Genomic DNA, 13,533 nt, shown 5'->3' on the forward strand with positions numbered 1-13,533 from the left:
GCTTCGCCTTCCAGCGCTTTCAGAGCAGAACCACGAACGATTGGGGTATCGTCGCCTGGGAAATCGTACTGAGACAGCAGTTCACGAACTTCCATCTCTACCAGTTCCAGCAGCTCTTCGTCATCAACCATGTCGCATTTGTTCAGGAACACGATGATGAAAGGAACGCCTACCTGACGACCCAGCAGGATGTGCTCACGAGTCTGAGGCATTGGGCCGTCAGTCGCAGCAACAACCAGGATCGCGCCGTCCATCTGCGCAGCACCGGTGATCATGTTTTTAACATAGTCGGCGTGGCCTGGGCAGTCTACGTGTGCGTAGTGGCGAGTCGGGGTGTCGCACCGGTGATCATGTTTTTAACATAGTCGGCGTGGCCTGGGCAGTCTACGTGTGCGTAGTGGCGAGTCGGGGTGTCATATTCAACGTGGGAAGTGTTGATGGTGATACCACGTGCTTTTTCTTCTGGTGCGTTATCGATCTGGTCGAATGCACGAGCAGAACCACCGTAGGTTTTAGCCAGAACGGTAGTGATTGCAGCAGTCAGGGTAGTTTTACCATGGTCAACGTGGCCGATAGTACCAACGTTGACGTGCGGTTTTGTACGTTCAAATTTTTCTTTAGACACGGCTATATTCCTTACTATAGTGCTCTCCCCTGTGGAGAGAGCACGGGACTTAGGTTTTAATCCTGTGGATTACTTACCACGGGCTTCAATAACGGCCTGAGCAACGTTGTTAGGCGCATCATCATACTTCAGGAATTCCATGGTGTATGATGCACGACCTTTGGTCAGAGAACGCAGCTGAGTTGCATATCCGAACATTTCAGACAGCGGAACTTCAGCGTGGATCTTAACGCCAGTTACTTCGGATTCCTGACCACGCAGCATACCGCGACGACGGCTCAAGTCACCGATAACGTCACCGGTGTTCTCTTCAGGAGTTTCTACTTCAACCTTCATGATTGGCTCAAGCAGAACTGGTTTTGCTTTCTTAAAGCCTTCTTTAAAGGCAATAGACGCAGCCAGTTTAAACGCCAGTTCAGAGGAGTCAACGTCGTGGTAAGAACCGAAGTGCAGACGAACACCCATGTCAACAACCGGATAGCCAGCCAGAGGGCCCGCTTTCAGCTGTTCCTGGATGCCTTTATCAACGGCTGGGATGTATTCGCCAGGAATTACACCACCTTTGATGTCGTTGATGAACTCGTAACCTTTCGGGTTAGAGCCCGGCTCCAGTGGGTACATGTCGATCACAACGTGACCGTACTGACCGCGACCACCAGACTGCTTAGCGTGTTTACCTTCAATGTCGGTAACTTTCGCGCGAATCGCTTCGCGGTAAGCAACCTGAGGTTTACCCACGTTCGCTTCAACGTTGAATTCACGCTTCATACGGTCAACGATGATGTCCAGGTGCAGTTCACCCATACCAGCGATGATGGTCTGGTTAGATTCTTCATCAGTCCATACGCGGAATGATGGGTCTTCTTTCGCCAGACGGCCCAGAGCCAGACCCATTTTTTCCTGGTCAGCTTTGGTTTTTGGTTCAACTGCGATGGAGATTACCGGCTCTGGGAATTCCATACGCTCCAGAATGATCGGGTGATCCGGGTCACACAGGGTGTCACCAGTGGTCACGTCTTTCAGACCGATAGCTGCAGCGATGTCGCCCGCACGAACTTCTTTGATCTCTTCACGTTTGTTAGCGTGCATCTGTACGATACGGCCAAAACGCTCACGCGCCGCTTTCACGGAGTTCAGGATGGTGTCACCGGAGTTAACCACACCAGAGTAAACGCGGAAGAAGGTCAGGTTACCCACGAATGGGTCGGTAGCAATTTTGAACGCCAGTGCAGAGAATGGCTCTTCGTCGCTTGCGTGACGCTCAGCCGGGGTATCTTTACCGTCGTCCAGGATGCCGTTGATCGCAGGAACGTCAACTGGGGATGGCAGGTAGTCAACTACCGCATCCAGCATCGCCTGAACACCTTTGTTCTTGAACGCAGAACCACAGGTTACCAGGATGATTTCGTTGTTCAGAACGCGCTGACGCAGAGCTTTTTTGATCTCTTCTTCAGTCAGTTCTTCACCACCCAGGTATTTCTCCATCAGCTCTTCAGAAGCTTCAGCAGCGGATTCGATCAGGTTCTGGTGCCATTCGTCAGCCAGGTCCTGCATTGCAGCTGGGATATCTTCGTATTCGAAGGTAACGCCCTGGTCTGCATCGTTCCAGTTGATGGCTTTCATTTTCACCAGGTCGATAACGCCGGTGAAGCCTTCTTCAGCACCAATTGCCAGCTGCAGCGGAACAGGGTTCGCGCCCAGACGGGTTTTGATCTGACCAACAACTTTCAGGAAGTTAGCACCCATACGGTCCATTTTGTTAACGAACGCGATGCGTGGAACTTTATATTTGTTCGCCTGACGCCATACGGTTTCAGACTGTGGCTGAACACCACCAACTGCGCAATAAACCATTACCGCGCCGTCAAGAACACGCATGGAACGTTCTACTTCGATGGTGAAGTCAACGTGCCCTGGGGTGTCGATGATGTTTACGCGATGCGGTTCGTACTGCTTAGCCATACCTGACCAGAATGCAGTAGTCGCTGCGGAGGTGATAGTAATACCACGCTCCTGCTCCTGTTCCATCCAGTCCATGGTGGCTGCGCCGTCATGAACTTCACCGATTTTGTGGTTTACACCGGTGTAGAACAGAATACGTTCGGTAGTAGTGGTTTTACCGGCGTCGATGTGCGCACTGATACCGATGTTACGGTAGCGTGCGATGGGTGTTGTACGAGCCATTTGATTCCTCGTTTATATCTTTAGGCGTTCAGTTAAGTTACCCAGAGCGGGCGGCTTCTCTGAAGCGCCCGCCTGGTGACTAAGACTCCGAAGGGATTACCAACGGTAGTGTGCGAACGCCTTGTTGGCTTCTGCCATACGGTGAACGTCTTCACGTTTCTTAACTGCAGTACCTTTGTTGTCTGCAGCATCAGAAAGTTCGTTCGCCAGACGCAGAGCCATGGATTTATCACCGCGTTTACGAGCAGCTTCAACGATCCAACGCATTGCCAGGGCATTACGACGAACCGGACGAACTTCAACTGGAACCTGATAAGTAGAACCACCAACGCGGCGGGACTTAACTTCTACAGTTGGGCGAACGTTGTCGAGAGCGACTTCGAAAGCTTCCAGTTCATTTTTACCAGAACGCTGAGCCAGGGTCTCAAGCGCGCTGTATACGATTGCTTCTGCAGTAGATTTTTTACCATCTACCATCAGGATATTTACAAATTTTGCCAGCAGTTCTGATCCGAATTTCGGATCTGGAAGAATTTTACGCTGACCAATGACGCGACGACGTGGCATGGGAATACTCCGTTGTTAATTCAGGATTGTCCAAAACTCAAAGAGTTTAGTGTGACATTAAGATAAATCAGTTTGGCCTTACTTAACGGAGAACCATTAAGCCTTAGGACGCTTCACGCCGTACTTGGAGCGAGCCTGCTTACGGTCTTTAACACCTGAGCAGTCCAGCGCACCACGGACGGTGTGGTAACGAACACCCGGAAGGTCTTTAACACGACCGCCACGGATCAGGATCACGGAGTGCTCCTGCAGGTTGTGACCTTCACCACCGATGTAGGAAGTCACTTCGAAACCGTTAGTCAAACGCACACGGCATACTTTACGCAGTGCGGAGTTTGGTTTTTTAGGAGTGGTGGTATATACACGAGTACATACGCCACGTTTCTGCGGGCAGGCTTCCAGCGCAGGCACGTTGCTTTTCGCAACTTTGCGTGCACGTGGTTTGCGTACCAGCTGGTTAACTGTTGCCATTAAATAGCTCCTGGTTTTAGCTTTTGCTTCGTAAACACGTAATAAATCGACCTCATACAATATGAGGACGCGAAATTTTAGGGCTACGTCGAAAAGGTGTCAAGAAATATACAGCGATCTCAGATCACCAGTTCATTTGACTGGCGTGCGTCACAGTAAGATTGACGAAATCAGTATAGCCAACCACGTCAATTTTGGCTGAAATTTGACCAGAAAGACCCCGCGCATCCAGATCGTCTTTCAGCGCAGAGACTGTTATGGGGGCGTTCGTGAGAATTTCAACGAAACGACTGCCTTCCAGTGCGGCAAGCACGCCATCCTGAATCAGCAGCAGATCGTCACCTTCGCGCAGCATACTCAGTAACGCGTCGATATCACATTGCCACGGTGAATGGCTCAGAGTATGGAGCATGGCGGCCTCAGAAAGTCAGAACGGTGTCGTAGTGGGAAAGGTGTTCGCGCAACGCCGCAGAAGACACGACGGTCACATCCAGCACGAAAGGCGTCTTCTCATCCAAACCGCGAGCGGCCAGCGAGTCGGCGCAGACATAAAGGTTTTCAATGTCGTACAGCGGCAACACTTTGAAGGTAGCGATATAATCCCGCGCAAGAATGGCCTGTGGCTGCTGACCCGCCAGAAGCTGAAACACCCCGTCCCCCAAAAAGAAGACGCCGATATCTTCGGTCAGCGCGGAGGTCGCAAGTAACGCATCCAGCCCTTCGCGGCCGGAAGCGCTGCCGTGTGGCGCAGACGTAAAAACAAATGCCACGCGCTTCATCAGAATTGCACCACTCTGTCGCAGGTTAATGCCGCCTGTGCCAGTGCACCCAGACCACTCAACGAAAAACCGGGCTGCAGGTTAGAACCCGATAAACCAGAACGCGCGGCTTCGGTTGCATCGGTCACGCCGCGGCGCAGTGCCGCCGCCACGCAGATGTGCAGTTCTACGCCCTGCTTTTCGTTTAATGCCTGCCAGGCGCGCACCAGATCGAACTCATCGCTCGCCGGTGACGTAAACTGATTCGCGTTATACACCCCTTCCCGATAGAAGAAGACGCTCGCCAGCTCATGTCCAGCCGCCAGTAGCGCATGCGCAAACTGCAGCGCGCTGCTGGCCTGCTGAGTACCGTACGCCGGGCCTGTCACCATTAACGCAAAACGCATTACTTGTCTTGTCCCAGGAAATCGCCGCTTTTGAACTGACGAATATAGAGGTAGACCGTGTGCTTGGAGATGTTCAGACGATCGGCCACCTGGTTGATGGCGTCTTTAATATCAAAAATCCCTTTTTCATAGAGATTGAGCACGATCTGACGATTCTTCGCGTTGTTCGAGACGTTGCGATCGGCATTCACCTCTTCAATCGTAAACTCAAGCGTCTGCGTCACCAGATCTTCAACGGAGGAGGCAAAGTTAACAGAAGAGCCAACGTCCGGCGTTTCTGGTGGAATAAAGGTGCTCATGATTTGCGAGAATGGCACATCAAGGTTCATGTTGATGCACAGCAGCCCAATAACACGATGCTCGCGGTTTCGAATCGCGATGGTTTCTGATTTCATCAGCACGCCGCTTTTGGCGCGGGTGAAATAGCATTTGGAGACGCTGCTGTCCGCGCCGGTCATGTCATGCAGCATACGCAATGCAAGGTCGGTAATTGGCGAACCAATTTTACGGCCAGTATGCTCACCATTCGCAATGCGGATGGCGGAACACTTCAGATCTTGCAGGGAGTGCAATACGATTTCGCAGTGGGAGCCAATGAGCATCGCTAACCCGTCCACTACCGCTTCATAGGATTTCAGAATATCGAAGTCGGTCTGATCGAAAGGACGTTGATCCAGCAAATCAAGTTCACTGGTTTCGTTGGTTAAAAGCGACCTGGACATGAAAAAAACACTCCTTTTCAGGAGCCTGTCGTTAGGTTTTCAGGGCAGGCTCATTATCTACACGGACAACTAAATTAATACAGCGTGCCTAACGCTTTCCAGTGTTAATTATATCTGCCCCACAATAAAAAACCGCCGCCTTAAAGGCGGCGGTTTTTTTTCAGCATTACTTCTTAGCAGCAGCGGCTTTATCGTCAGCCGGCGCGTCTGCCTTGGCATCCGCTTTCGGTGCCGGTTTGATGTCCAGCAGTTCTACGTCAAAGACCAGCGTAGAGTTGGCAGGGATACCCGGAACGCCGGTTTTGCCATAGGCCAGATCCGGTGGAATAACCATCTTGATCTTGCCGCCTTTCTTGATGTTTTTCAGGCCTTCAGTCCAGCCAGGGATCACACCATCCAGACGGAAGGAGAGCGGCTCACCGCGGGTGTAAGAGTTATCGAACTCTTTACCGTCGATCAGCGTACCTTTGTAGTTCACAACAACGGTGTCGCTGTCTTTAGGCGCATCGCCGGTGCCTTCTTTCTCAACTTTGTACACCAGGCCAGTCGAAGAGGTTTTCACACCCTTCTCTTTAGCAAAGGTGTCGCGGTAGGCTTTGCCTTTCGCTTCGTTGTCTTTAGCGTCCGCGTCCATCTTAGTCTGCGCGGCACCCTTCACGCGCGCTTCAAACGCCTGCAGAGTCTGTTCAATTTCCTGGTCAGACAGTTTGCTCTTATCTGCAAATGCGTCCTGAACGCCCGCGATCAGCTGAGCTTTATCCAGTTTGATGCCCAGTTTCTCTTGTTCTTTCAGAGAGTTTTCCATGTAACGGCCCAGAGATGCGCCCAGTGCGTAGGCAGATTTCTGGTCGTCATTTTTGAACGCCGCTTTGCTGTCTGCAGTGGCAGCAGGCTTCGCAGCAGTATCAGCAGCGAATGACAGCGGCGCGTTCAGCGCAACAGCCATCGTCGTCGCCAGCAGCGTTACTTTAAACAGTGATTTCATCCATATCTCCAGGGCCTGGGGACTCTCACCCCAGCGTTAAACGTAAATGAGTTACGTACTATAAAACGTTGCGGAAGAAATCTACAGACAGACACTTCCAATTCTCGCCACTTTTCAGACTATTTTTGTTTAAATAAGTTTCCTGCCAAGGGGATGCGGACTGTACTTAAGGATAAACTCGGTTAAACTGCGCCGCCGCAGGACCAATATGGCGAATCTGAAATAAACGAGGTGAATGATGAAGGATACAGCATTAGAAGCGAGAATGGCTGAGCTGGAAAGCCGCCTGGCTTTTCAGGACATCACCATCGAAGAGCTAAACCAGACCGTGACCGCACATGAGCTCGAAATGGCAAAACTGCGGGATCATATGCGCCTGCTGACGGAAAAGCTGAAGGCCACGCAGCCGTCAAACATTGCCTCTCAGTCAGAAGAGACGCCACCTCCTCATTATTGAGGCGTAAAAAAAGCGGGATTATCCCGCTTTTTTATTTTCCGCATGACGGAATTAGTGGCAACCGCAGCCGCCGTTACCGCAACCACCTTTACCGTGATCGTGGTCGTGACCATGGTCGTGGCCGTGACCACCGCAGCAGCCGTCGTGGCCGTGATCGTGGTCATGGTCGTGACCGTGCGCACCGTGAACGTGGCCATGAGCCAGCTCTTCTTCGGTCGCTTCACGGATCGCAACAACTTCTACGTTGAACTTCAGGTTCTGGCCAGCCAGCATGTGGTTACCGTCAACCACGACGTGGTCATCTTCCACTTCGGTGATTTCAACAGGAACGGGGCCCTGGTCAGTTTCAGCCAGGAAGCGCATGCCAACCTGCAGTTCGTCAACGCCCATGAACACGTCTTTAGGAACGCGCTGAACCAGGTTGTCATCATACTGACCGTAAGCGTCGTTCGCGCCTACAGCAACGTCAAATTTGTCGCCAACTTCATGACCTTCCAGCGCGTTTTCCAGGCCGGAAATCAGGGAACCGTGACCATGCAGGTAGTCAAGCGGCGCACTCACCGGAGACTCATCAACCAACACACCGTCTTCTGTACGTACCTGATAGGCCAGGCTGACCACCAGGTCTTTTGCTACTTTCATGATATCTCCTGAGCGTGGGAAAATTGCTGGCGCAGATTGTAGCGGAAATCTGCACCTGTGTACCCTTTAGCTTAAAAAAACTCAGGGCATATCGCTAGTCCGGATGAAAAATCCCGATAACTTGCTCTTCTTTGCGAACGTGATCGCGGGCCTCTTTGTCGGCCTCACGCATCTGGTGACCGCACTTAACACACTCAACAACATCAATATTATTTTCCCGCCACATCGCCAGGGTATCTTGCGCCTGGCAGGTCGGGCATTTTGCACCCGCGATAAAGCGTTTACGTACAGCCATCTTTCGTTACCCTTTATTCAAATTCATCCCAGCCATCGAGCTGGCGTCGTTCCTGCTGCATCTCGCGCTGAAAGATCTCCTCCAGCTCGCGACGTGCTTCCCGCACGCGGGAGATCTGCGCCGTATCGGTATGGACCGGCATTAGCTCGCGCAGCATCCGCATATCCAGCCGGCGGAAGTGCATTTGGGCGCGCTGCGCCTGATGCGGATGCATGCCGAGCGAGACCAGCGCCTTACGGCCCAGCTCCAGCGCGCTGGAGAACGTCTCACGGGAGAAGTGTTTCACACCCGCCTGCAACAATTCGTGAGCTTCAACACGTCCCCGCGCACGCGCCAGAATATGCAGATGCGGGAAATGCTGCTGGCACAGCTCCACCAGCTTCATCGTGTCTTCCGGATCGTTACAGGTAATCACAATGGACTCTGCCGCTTCGGCCCCCGCCGAGCGCAGCAGCTCAAGCTGGGTCGCGTCGCCGTAGTAAACCTTATAGCCATATTTACGCATCAGGTTAACCGCGCTGATATCCCGCTCCAGTACCGTAATGCGCATTTTGTTCGCCATCAGCAAACGCCCGATAACCTGTCCAAAACGACCAAAGCCCACCACAATCACCTGCGGCTTGTCGTCTTCCACCCACGGCGCTTCGTCTTCATCGTCAGTGGGATTCAGGCGGCGCGACAGCAGTTTATCCACCAGCTTCATCAGCAGCGGCGTGGTCATCATCGACAGCGTGACCGTTACCAGCAAAAGCGCCATCTGATCGTCTTTAAACAACTTCTGGGAGGAGGCGGTAGAGAACAGCACAAACGCGAACTCGCCCCCCTGGCTTAACACGCTGGCAAACTGCATGCGTTCCGAACTGCGTAAGCCGTAAATGCGCGCCATGACGTACAGCACCAGCGTTTTCACCGCCACCAGGATGGCCACGCTCACCACAACCCACAGAAGATGGGTATAGAGCACGCCAAGGTTGAGCGCCATCCCCACCGAAATAAAGAACAGGCCTAACAGCAACCCTTTAAAGGGATCGATGGCAATTTCCAGCTCGTGCCGATACTCGCTCTCCGCCAGCAGCACCCCCGCGATAAAGGTCCCGAGCGCCATCGACAGCCCCAGCGCGTCCATAAACAACGCCGACCCCAGCACCAGCAGCAGCGTCGCAGCGGTAAATACCTCGCGAACGCCCGACGCGGCAATAAAGCGGAATACGGGACGTAACAGGAAACGACCGCCAATCAGCATGCCCGCGAAGGCCAGCACCTTCATGGCGATTTTCGCCCAGTCGAAGTGATCGTCGCCGGACCCCGCCAGCAGCGGCACCAGCGCCAGAGCCGGGATGACTGCCAAATCCTGGAACAGCAGCACCGAAAAGCCGAGCTGGCCGGCTTCGTTGCGATTCATCCCTTTATCGCGCATCAGCTGCAGCGCCATCGCCGTCGACGACATCGCAAGGCCTATCCCGCCAATCACCGCCGCCTGCCATGAAAAATTGGTCAGCATTAACAGGCCACCCAGGATCGCGGCGCTGAACATCACCTGCGCGGCGCCCACGCCAAAGATAGAGCGTCGGAGTTGCCACAATTTCGAAGGATTCAGTTCCAGCCCGATGATGAACATCAGGAACACCACGCCCAGTTCGGAGAAATGGAGAATCTCATCTACATCGCTGATGAATCCCAGTCCCCAGGGGCCAATCGCGATCCCCGCCAGCAGATACCCCAACACCGCACCGATACCAATACGTGCCGCAAGCGGCACCGCGACGACGGCCGCAAATAAAAACAGCACCCCGGCGAGAAGCAAATTCGATCCTTCCATTAACGACCTCCTGCCGGAATCGGTGACGCCAGCCATTCACCATAGGCTCTGGCGTGGCTGGCCAGTTCTTTCGGATCCTGACGTCGGGCCCAGTAGACAATAATCGGGCTCATCCAGTGCATACGGCACATCGCCGCCGTCAGCTCGAAAGGCCGCAGAATATCGCTCATCGGATAGCGGTTCAGCCCGTCGTGGCGGTAAGCACTTTCCGGCTCTCCGGTGGTGATCACACTACGCCAGTACTTTCCCGCCAGCTGGTTCCCCCCCACCCCGCTGGAGAAGCCCCGGCTCAGCACGCGGTCCAGCCACTCTTTGAGCAGCGCCGGACAGCTGTAGGTGTAAAGCGGATGCTGGAACACAATGACGTCATGCTGACGCAGCAGTTCCTGCTCGTAAGGGATATCAATAAAGAAATCAGGATAGTGCGCGTAGAGATCGTGCACCGTCACGTTGCTGAGCTGTGTGGCCGGCTTAAGCAGCACCCGGTTTGCCACCGAGTCCTGAGATTCCGGATGGGCATACAGCAGCAGCACTTTTGCTGTCTGAGACATCATTCCCCTCCCGGTCTTGTTTCTGTTTTTGTGTATCGTCGTTGTTTTGGGCTACCATGGCGGCCCGGTGCGGAAAATGGCCCACACCTTACATTATCATAATGACAAATTAACATAGTCGGAACATACGGCGCTTCTATGATTGTTTTCTCCTCGTTACAAATTCGTCGCGGCGTGCGCGTCCTGCTGGATAACGCCACTGCTACCATCAACCCGGGCCAAAAAGTGGGCCTGGTCGGCAAAAACGGCTGTGGTAAATCCACCCTGCTGGCACTGCTGAAAAACGAGATTAGCGCGGATGGCGGTAACTTTACCTTCCCGGGGAACTGGCAGCTCGCCTGGGTAAACCAGGAGACGCCGGCGCTGAGCGAACCGGCACTCGACTATGTTATCGACGGCGACCGGGAATACCGCAAGCTCGAGGCGGAACTTAACGCCGCTAACGAGCGCAACGACGGTCACGCCATCGCCACCGTTCACGGCAAGCTGGACGCTATCGACGCGTGGACCATTCGCTCCCGCGCCTCCAGCCTGCTGCACGGCCTGGGCTTCAGCAATGAACAGCTGGAACGCCCGGTCAGCGACTTCTCCGGCGGCTGGCGTATGCGCCTCAACCTGGCGCAGGCGCTGATCTGCCGCTCTGACCTGCTGCTGCTCGATGAACCGACCAACCACCTCGATCTCGATGCGGTTATTTGGCTGGAGAAGTGGCTCAAGAGCTATCAGGGCACTCTGATTCTGATCTCCCACGACCGCGACTTCCTCGACCCGGTGGTGGATAAAATCATTCACATCGAACAGCAAACGATGTTCGAGTACACCGGCAACTACAGCTCCTTCGAGCGTCAGCGCGCGACGCGCCTTGCCCAGCAGCAGTCCATGTACGAAAGCCAGCAGCAGCGCGTGGCACACCTGCAGAGCTTCGTGGATCGCTTTAAGGCCAAAGCCTCAAAAGCCAAGCAGGCCCAGAGCCGCATCAAGATGCTGGAACGCATGGAGATGATCGCCCCGGCGCACGTGGATAACCCGTTCCACTTCAGCTTCCGCGAGCCGGAAAGTCTGCCGAACCCGCTGCTGAAGATGGAGAAGGTCAGCGCGGGCTATGCCGACCGCATTATTCTCGACTCCATCAAGCTCAACCTGGTGCCGGGTTCACGTATTGGTTTGCTGGGACGTAACGGCGCCGGTAAATCGACGCTGATCAAGCTGCTGGCGGGCGAGCTTAGCCCGGTCAGCGGTGAAATCGGCCTGGCGAAGGGCATCAAGCTTGGCTACTTCGCCCAGCATCAACTGGAATTTTTACGCGCGGATGAATCGCCGATTCAGCACCTCGCGCGTCTGGCGCCGCAGGAGATGGAGCAGAAGCTGCGCGACTATCTCGGCGGCTTCGGCTTCCAGGGCGATAAGGTGACGGAAAACACCGAGCGCTTCTCCGGCGGCGAAAAGGCCCGTCTGGTGCTGGCGCTGATCGTCTGGCAGCGCCCGAACCTGCTGCTGCTCGATGAACCGACCAACCACCTGGATCTCGATATGCGTCAGGCGCTGACCGAAGCGCTGATTGAGTTCGAAGGCGCACTGGTGGTGGTTTCGCATGACCGTCACCTGATCCGCTCCACCACGGACGATCTCTATTTAGTGCATGGCGGCAAAGTCGAACCGTTCGACGGCGATCTGGAAGACTACCAGCAGTGGCTGACGGACGTGCAGAAGCAGGAAAACCAGCCGGAGGAATCGGCAAAAGACAACGCCAACAGCGCGCAGGCGCGTAAAGACCAGAAGCGTCGTGAAGCGGAGCTGCGCACCCAGACGCAGCCGCTGCGTAAAGAGATTATCCGTCTCGAAAAAGAGATGGAAAAACTCAACGCCACGCTTGCCGCTGTTGAAGAGAAGCTCGGCGACAGCGGTCTGTATGACCAGAGCCGCAAAGCGGAACTGACCGACTGCCTGCAAACGCAGGCGAAGACCAAATCCAGTCTCGAAGAGTGCGAAATGGCGTGGCTCGACGCACAGGAACAGCTGGAAGCGATGCTGCAGGCTGAATAACACGCCGGGAGGGCTATGAGTTTCGATATCACAAGCGAGATTACATTCCGCAAGCTCAGCATCTTCATGACGTTTATGGAGAAGGGGAATATCGCGCGTACCGCCGAAACTCTGGGCCTGAGCGGCGTCAGCGTTCACCGTGCACTGCACACGCTGGAAGAAAACGTGCGCTGCCCGCTCTTTACCCATAAGGGGCGCAACCTGATTGCCCTGCCTTCCGCCTGGACGCTGCTGGAGTATTGCCAGGAGGTGATGCAGGTGATGGAGCGCGGGCTGGAAGCGTCGCGCAAAATTGCCGGGATCGGTCAGGGGCGGCTGCGAGTCGGGACGCTCTACTCGCTCACCCTGGAAACCGTGCCGCGTCTGATCATGGGCATGAAGCTGCGTCGTCCGGATCTGGAGATGGATCTGACGATGGGCTCCAACGACACCCTGCTGCACATGCTGGATGAAGGCTCGCTGGACGCGATTCTTATCTCCATCTCCGAAAGCGACATTGACCGTAACAGCCTCGAAGTGCTGCCCCTGTTCCACGACGACATTTTCCTTGCCGCACCGGCTTCCGCCACGCTGAATACTCGCGGCCCCGCGGATCTGCGTGATTACAAAGACCAGAAATTTGTCGCTCTGGCAGAAGGGTTCGCCACCTATGCAGGGTTTCAGGAAGCCTTTCATATCGCCGGATTCGAGCCGGAGATAGTTACCCGGGTGAATGACATTTTCTCGATGCTCAGCCTGGTGCAGGCAGGTGTTGGATTTACGCTAATGCCGGGCAGGATGAAGAAAGTGTATGAGAATTCCGTGCAGCTGTTGAAGCTGGCGGAGCCGTACCAGATGCAGCAGCTGATCGCGATCGTCTTTGCCCGCAACCGCGAGCAGGACCCGAGCCTGCGGGCATTAGCCGCCGAAGGGCGGATGTATGCGCGCAGCCTGCAGGAAAGTACGTGATACAAAACAAGGCAACCGAACCCGTAGGCCCGGTAAGGCGTAGCCGCCACCGGACTAAA

At 54.5% G+C, this 13,533-nt stretch carries 15 protein-coding genes and 1 pseudogene; 3 read left to right on the top strand and 13 right to left on the bottom strand.

Annotation, left to right across the window (positions count from 1 at the left end; all coding sequences use genetic code 11):
* The 9 genes and pseudogenes from GXP72_RS20875 to fkpA form a co-directional block, all read right to left on the bottom strand.
* Window positions 1–625, bottom strand: a pseudogene (locus tag GXP72_RS20875) (GTP-binding protein); the annotation flags it as partial.
* Between the two features lie 69 nt (window positions 626–694).
* Complete coding sequence (fusA, locus tag GXP72_RS20880) at window positions 695–2,809, bottom strand: elongation factor G (RefSeq protein WP_008503004.1); 2,115 nt, start codon at window positions 2,807–2,809, stop codon at window positions 695–697.
* 96 nt (window positions 2,810–2,905) lie between these two features.
* Window positions 2,906–3,376, bottom strand: a complete 471-nt coding sequence (gene rpsG, locus GXP72_RS20885; protein WP_004106370.1) for a 30S ribosomal protein S7 — start codon at window positions 3,374–3,376, stop codon at window positions 2,906–2,908.
* Window positions 3,377–3,472: 96 nt separating this feature from the next.
* On the bottom strand, window positions 3,473–3,847 hold the full coding sequence (gene rpsL / locus GXP72_RS20890; RefSeq protein WP_000246815.1) for a 30S ribosomal protein S12: 375 nt from the start codon (window positions 3,845–3,847) through the stop codon (window positions 3,473–3,475).
* Between the two features lie 124 nt (window positions 3,848–3,971).
* On the bottom strand, window positions 3,972–4,259 hold the full coding sequence (gene tusB, locus GXP72_RS20895; RefSeq protein WP_024907951.1) for a sulfurtransferase complex subunit TusB: 288 nt from the start codon (window positions 4,257–4,259) through the stop codon (window positions 3,972–3,974).
* A 7-nt stretch (window positions 4,260–4,266) separates the two neighbouring features.
* Window positions 4,267–4,626: a sulfurtransferase complex subunit TusC gene (gene tusC / locus GXP72_RS20900; RefSeq protein ID WP_090420686.1), complete on the bottom strand. Its 360-nt coding sequence runs from the start codon at window positions 4,624–4,626 to the stop codon at window positions 4,267–4,269.
* Entirely contained in the window at window positions 4,626–5,012 is a 387-nt protein-coding gene (gene tusD / locus GXP72_RS20905) for a sulfurtransferase complex subunit TusD (protein ID WP_048992404.1), read from the bottom strand. The genes tusC and tusD overlap by 1 nt, the downstream gene beginning before the upstream one ends.
* The gene (locus GXP72_RS20910) at window positions 5,012–5,734 is read right to left on the bottom strand and encodes a transcriptional regulator (protein WP_003861697.1); all 723 of its coding nucleotides are present in this window, start codon (window positions 5,732–5,734) and stop codon (window positions 5,012–5,014) included. Before GXP72_RS20910 ends, tusD begins: the two co-directional genes overlap by 1 nt.
* A gap of 166 nt (window positions 5,735–5,900) precedes the next feature.
* Complete coding sequence (gene fkpA, locus GXP72_RS20915) at window positions 5,901–6,719, bottom strand: FKBP-type peptidyl-prolyl cis-trans isomerase (protein WP_023309460.1); 819 nt, start codon at window positions 6,717–6,719, stop codon at window positions 5,901–5,903.
* A 238-nt stretch (window positions 6,720–6,957) separates the two neighbouring features.
* On the opposite strand from fkpA, the gene GXP72_RS20920 reads away from it, so the two are divergent.
* Window positions 6,958–7,176 carry a protein SlyX gene (locus GXP72_RS20920; protein WP_024907948.1) on the top strand — a complete coding sequence of 73 codons (219 nt, stop codon included), beginning with the start codon at window positions 6,958–6,960 and terminating at the stop codon, window positions 7,174–7,176.
* Between the two features lie 51 nt (window positions 7,177–7,227).
* Here the strand turns inward: GXP72_RS20920 and slyD are convergent, their stop codons facing one another.
* The 4 genes from slyD to kefG form a co-directional block, all read right to left on the bottom strand.
* Complete coding sequence (gene slyD / locus GXP72_RS20925; RefSeq protein ID WP_024907947.1) at window positions 7,228–7,818, bottom strand: peptidylprolyl isomerase; 591 nt, start codon at window positions 7,816–7,818, stop codon at window positions 7,228–7,230.
* Between the two features lie 94 nt (window positions 7,819–7,912).
* Window positions 7,913–8,113, bottom strand: coding sequence for a YheV family putative zinc ribbon protein (locus tag GXP72_RS20930; protein ID WP_010436300.1), 201 nt, complete (start codon window positions 8,111–8,113; stop codon window positions 7,913–7,915).
* Window positions 8,114–8,126: 13 nt separating this feature from the next.
* The gene (gene kefB, locus GXP72_RS20935; protein WP_208763306.1) at window positions 8,127–9,932 is read right to left on the bottom strand and encodes a glutathione-regulated potassium-efflux system protein KefB; all 1,806 of its coding nucleotides are present in this window, start codon (window positions 9,930–9,932) and stop codon (window positions 8,127–8,129) included.
* The gene (gene kefG, locus GXP72_RS20940) at window positions 9,932–10,486 is read right to left on the bottom strand and encodes a glutathione-regulated potassium-efflux system ancillary protein KefG (RefSeq protein WP_021242220.1); all 555 of its coding nucleotides are present in this window, start codon (window positions 10,484–10,486) and stop codon (window positions 9,932–9,934) included. The genes kefB and kefG overlap by 1 nt, the downstream gene beginning before the upstream one ends.
* Window positions 10,487–10,621: 135 nt before the next feature.
* Between kefG and GXP72_RS20945 the strand changes: the two genes are divergently transcribed.
* Together GXP72_RS20945 and GXP72_RS20950 are read left to right on the top strand one after the other, a co-directional pair.
* A complete protein-coding gene (locus GXP72_RS20945) occupies window positions 10,622–12,526 on the top strand; it encodes an ABC transporter ATP-binding protein (RefSeq protein ID WP_090420676.1) in 1,905 nt (634 codons plus the stop codon).
* Window positions 12,527–12,541: 15 nt separating this feature from the next.
* A complete protein-coding gene (locus GXP72_RS20950; RefSeq protein ID WP_061716386.1) occupies window positions 12,542–13,474 on the top strand; it encodes a LysR family transcriptional regulator in 933 nt (310 codons plus the stop codon).
* Window positions 13,475–13,533: the final 59 nt, after the last annotated feature.

Origin of the sequence: Enterobacter sp. SES19 (assembly GCF_011765665.1) — a bacterium.
GTDB classification, from domain to species: domain Bacteria; phylum Pseudomonadota; class Gammaproteobacteria; order Enterobacterales; family Enterobacteriaceae; genus Enterobacter; species Enterobacter pseudoroggenkampii.

What these genes read in the sequence shown, in the direction of transcription:
- slyD (WP_024907947.1), bottom strand. Translation starts at nt 7,818, where the DNA reads ATGAAAGTAGCAAAAGACCTGGTGGTCAGCCTGGCCTATCAGGTACGT.
- tusD (WP_048992404.1), bottom strand. Translation starts at nt 5,012, where the DNA reads ATGCGTTTTGCGTTAATGGTGACAGGCCCGGCGTACGGTACTCAGCAG.
- GXP72_RS20910 (WP_003861697.1), bottom strand. Translation starts at nt 5,734, where the DNA reads ATGTCCAGGTCGCTTTTAACCAACGAAACCAGTGAACTTGATTTGCTG.
- fkpA (WP_023309460.1), bottom strand. Translation starts at nt 6,719, where the DNA reads ATGAAATCACTGTTTAAAGTAACGCTGCTGGCGACGACGATGGCTGTT.
- GXP72_RS20920 (WP_024907948.1), top strand. Translation starts at nt 6,958, where the DNA reads ATGAAGGATACAGCATTAGAAGCGAGAATGGCTGAGCTGGAAAGCCGC.
- GXP72_RS20945 (WP_090420676.1), top strand. Translation starts at nt 10,622, where the DNA reads ATGATTGTTTTCTCCTCGTTACAAATTCGTCGCGGCGTGCGCGTCCTG.
- fusA (WP_008503004.1), bottom strand. Translation starts at nt 2,809, where the DNA reads ATGGCTCGTACAACACCCATCGCACGCTACCGTAACATCGGTATCAGT.
- tusB (WP_024907951.1), bottom strand. Translation starts at nt 4,259, where the DNA reads ATGCTCCATACTCTGAGCCATTCACCGTGGCAATGTGATATCGACGCG.
- tusC (WP_090420686.1), bottom strand. Translation starts at nt 4,626, where the DNA reads ATGAAGCGCGTGGCATTTGTTTTTACGTCTGCGCCACACGGCAGCGCT.
- rpsL (WP_000246815.1), bottom strand. Translation starts at nt 3,847, where the DNA reads ATGGCAACAGTTAACCAGCTGGTACGCAAACCACGTGCACGCAAAGTT.
- kefG (WP_021242220.1), bottom strand. Translation starts at nt 10,486, where the DNA reads ATGATGTCTCAGACAGCAAAAGTGCTGCTGCTGTATGCCCATCCGGAA.
- GXP72_RS20950 (WP_061716386.1), top strand. Translation starts at nt 12,542, where the DNA reads ATGAGTTTCGATATCACAAGCGAGATTACATTCCGCAAGCTCAGCATC.
- rpsG (WP_004106370.1), bottom strand. Translation starts at nt 3,376, where the DNA reads ATGCCACGTCGTCGCGTCATTGGTCAGCGTAAAATTCTTCCAGATCCG.
- GXP72_RS20930 (WP_010436300.1), bottom strand. Translation starts at nt 8,113, where the DNA reads ATGGCTGTACGTAAACGCTTTATCGCGGGTGCAAAATGCCCGACCTGC.
- kefB (WP_208763306.1), bottom strand. Translation starts at nt 9,932, where the DNA reads ATGGAAGGATCGAATTTGCTTCTCGCCGGGGTGCTGTTTTTATTTGCG.